Annotated in this window: 4 protein-coding genes; 1 reads left to right on the plus strand and 3 read right to left on the minus strand. The window is 63.9% G+C overall.

The features are described 5' to 3' along the window. From WB528_RS11620 to aroA, 3 genes are all read right to left on the minus strand, one after another. On the minus strand, window positions 1-484 hold a 484-nt coding region (locus WB528_RS11620; RefSeq protein ID WP_423888558.1), incomplete at its 3' end, for a S1 RNA-binding domain-containing protein. Between the two features lie 239 nt (window positions 485-723). After that, a complete protein-coding gene (gene cmk / locus WB528_RS11625) occupies window positions 724-1,362 on the minus strand; it encodes a (d)CMP kinase (protein ID WP_423888559.1) in 639 nt (212 codons plus the stop codon). After that, on the minus strand, window positions 1,359-2,669 hold the full coding sequence (gene aroA, locus WB528_RS11630) for a 3-phosphoshikimate 1-carboxyvinyltransferase (protein WP_423888560.1): 1,311 nt from the start codon (window positions 2,667-2,669) through the stop codon (window positions 1,359-1,361). Before aroA ends, cmk begins: the two co-directional genes overlap by 4 nt. A gap of 196 nt (window positions 2,670-2,865) precedes the next feature. Here aroA and WB528_RS11635 point away from each other — a divergent pair. Beyond that, on the plus strand, window positions 2,866-3,007 hold a 142-nt coding region (locus tag WB528_RS11635; RefSeq protein ID WP_423888561.1), incomplete at its 3' end, for a TIGR02300 family protein.

Genomic DNA, 3,007 nt, shown 5'->3' on the forward strand with positions numbered 1-3,007 from the left:
GCGAATTGTTCATCAGCGGCGCGACGTCGCGGATCGGGCGGATATCGACCTGCGAACGCGGCAGGAAGGCTACCGCGCCGTCGAGATCGACGGTGAAGCCGCCCTTGACCTGGTTGAAGATGACGCCGTGAACCTTCTCGTTGTTGTTGAAGGCCTTCTCGAGCTTGCCCCAGCTCTCTTCGCGGCGCGCCTTGTCGCGCGACAGCACGGCTTCGCCGAGCGCATTTTCGATGCGGTCGAGAAACACCTCGACTTCGTCACCGACCTTGAGGTCACTTTCACGGCCGGGCCCGGCGAATTCGCGCAGCGCCACGCGGCCTTCGGTCTTCAGGCCGACATCGATCACGGCCATGTCTTTCTCGATCGCAACAACCTTGCCCTTGATGACAGAGCTTTCCTGAAGGTTGCCGCCGGCAAAGGACTCATCGAGCATCGCGGCAAAATCGTCGCGGGTGGGATTATAGGAACTAGCAGTCGAAGCCATTTGTTCTCCAGATGCGGGAATTGCCGGCCGTTCGGGTTAATGGGCGCATCGGACGCACAGGGTCAGAGTTCCGCAAACTACTGACGACCGCTCCGCAAAAATTGCGTGAGCGGGCCGGCTGCTGGCCTGCATGTTCGATACGTTGAGTTATGTCCGGAGACGATAGTCTCGAATATTCTGTTCGAGATATCGACTTCCAAAGCTGACGGAGCGGGCTTTCCTCCAATGACGGCAGAGGCTCAAACCTTCTGCCGGCCCGCTCGGACGGCCTCGATAATGTCGATGGCGGCCCGGACGCCGCCTTCTATATCCAAATGGGAGTTATCGAGCAAGTAAGCATCTTCAGCGGCCTTTAAAGGCGAGGCCGCCCGGTTCCGGTCGCGTTCATCGCGCGCCAGGATATCGGCCAGGATGGTGGCCTCATCCGCCGCTTCGCCGCGGGCACGGGCTTCGAGGGTCCGCCGATGGGCGCGTATCTTGGGGTCGGCAACCACGAAAATCTTCACCTCCGCGTCCGGGCAAATCACGGTGCCGATATCCCGGCCGTCGAGAACGGCGCCGGGCGGTTGGCTAGCGAATTGACGCTGAAACCCGACCAGCACCGCCCGCACTTCGGGGATGGCAGAGACCACAGAGGCGGCTGTGCCAACCTGATGCGACTTCAGCGCCGGATTGTCGAAGGTTGCGGGGTCGAGCCCCCGCGCTGCGCTGACCGCGGCGGCCGCGTCCTCGAGATCTGCCCCCCGGCTGATCAAGGCGTGGGCGACGGCGCGATAGATCACGCCGGTATCGAGGTGATGGTAGCTGTAGTGCGCGGCCAGGCGCTTGGCGAGCGTACCCTTGCCGGAGGCTGCGGGACCGTCGATGGCGATAATCATGAGAAGTCGGCCCCGAGCGCGCGCATCATCGGAATGAAGTCCGGAAAGCTGGTGGCGATGAAAGCAGTATCGTCGACCCTGACCGGCTTGTCGGAGGCAAGCCCCATCACCAGAGCCGACATCGCGATCCGGTGATCCATATGGGTGGCAACGAGGCCGCCGCCGGGCACATGGCCCTTGCCTTCCACGATCAGGTCGTCGCCGGATATCTCGACCTTGACACCGTTGACGCGCAGCATATCGGCGGTAGCGGCCAGCCGGTCGGATTCCTTGACCCGCAATTCGCTCAAACCGCGCATAACGGTCGTGCCTTCGGCAAAACTCGCCGCGACCGCCAGCACCAGATATTCGTCGATCATCGAGGGGGCCCGTTCCGGCGGAACTTCGACGCCCCTGAGTTTCGAGCCGCGCACGCGCAGCTCCGCCATCGGCTCACCGGCATCGGTGCGGACCTCGCGCTCCTCGATCACCCCGCCCATTTCGCGCAGCGTCGTGAACAGCCCGGTGCGCAGCGGATTGGTCATGACGTCGGGCAGAATGAGATCCGAGCCCTCGACGATCAACGCCGCCACGATCGGAAAAGCCGCCGAGGAGGGATCGGCGGGCACGACGACTTTCTCGCCATGCAATTCGGGCTGACCGTTGAGCGCGATCTTGCGGCCATGCTTTCCCTCCGGGGTGGAGACGATCTCGGCCCCGAAATGCCGCAACATGAGTTCGGTGTGGTCGCGGCTCGCCTCGTTTTCGATCACGGTGGTCACGCCAGGCGCGGCCAATCCGGCCAGCAACACGGCGGACTTGATCTGCGCGGAGGCGACCGGCGTCCGGTACAGGATCGGCAAGGGATCGCGGGCGCCTGCCAGGGTCAACGGCAACCGCCCGCCCTCGCCGCTGTCGCCAACCCGCGCGCCCATCAATTCGAGGGGGTCGAGCACCCGACGCATCGGCCGTGAACGAAGCGAGGCATCGCCATCGAACACCGCCGTGATCGGACATCCCGCGACCGCCCCCATCACCAGGCGGCAGCCGGTCCCGGAATTACCGAAATCGAGCGGTCCCTCGGGCTCAGCAAAGCCGGTGACACCCACTCCCCTGACCTTCCAGGCGAAGTCGCCGGTTCTTTCGACCTTTGCGCCCAGGGCCCGCATCGATTTGGCGGTATTGAGGACATCTTCGCCCTCAAGCAGGCCCGATATTCGGGTTTCCCCGACCGCTAGCGCCCCCATAATCAGGGCACGGTGGGAGATCGACTTGTCGCCGGGAACGCGGGCCCGCCCGGTCAAGGGGCCGCTGCTGCGGGCTTCCATGGGGGTCTTGCGATCGGCAGCGCGATCCGAATGGGTCAAGATTGTGTCCTCAAAGGCCCGACAGGCCCGGGGTTCTAGCACCGGCGGCCGCGCCGCGTCACGCGCCCTGCCCCTCTTCCGCAAAGCACTATTGACAGCGGCCTGCCAACTAGCCAAGTGAAGCACCGCTTTTCGAAAGATTCCCAGGATTTCACACGTGGCCAAATCCGATCTCGGAACCAAACGCATTTGCCCGACGACGGGTAAGAAATTTTACGACCTCAACAAGACCCCGGTGATATCGCCCTATACCGGCGAGGTCGTGCCGATCGCGCCCGTGGCGCCGGCGCGTGTCGCCC

The sequence above is a fragment of the Bradyrhizobium sp. genome (genome assembly GCF_049586575.1).
GTDB lineage: Bacteria > Pseudomonadota > Alphaproteobacteria > Rhizobiales > Xanthobacteraceae > Bradyrhizobium.

What these genes read in the sequence shown, in the direction of transcription:
- cmk (WP_423888559.1), bottom strand. Translation starts at nt 1,362, where the DNA reads ATGATTATCGCCATCGACGGTCCCGCAGCCTCCGGCAAGGGTACGCTC.
- aroA (WP_423888560.1), bottom strand. Translation starts at nt 2,669, where the DNA reads ATGGAAGCCCGCAGCAGCGGCCCCTTGACCGGGCGGGCCCGCGTTCCC.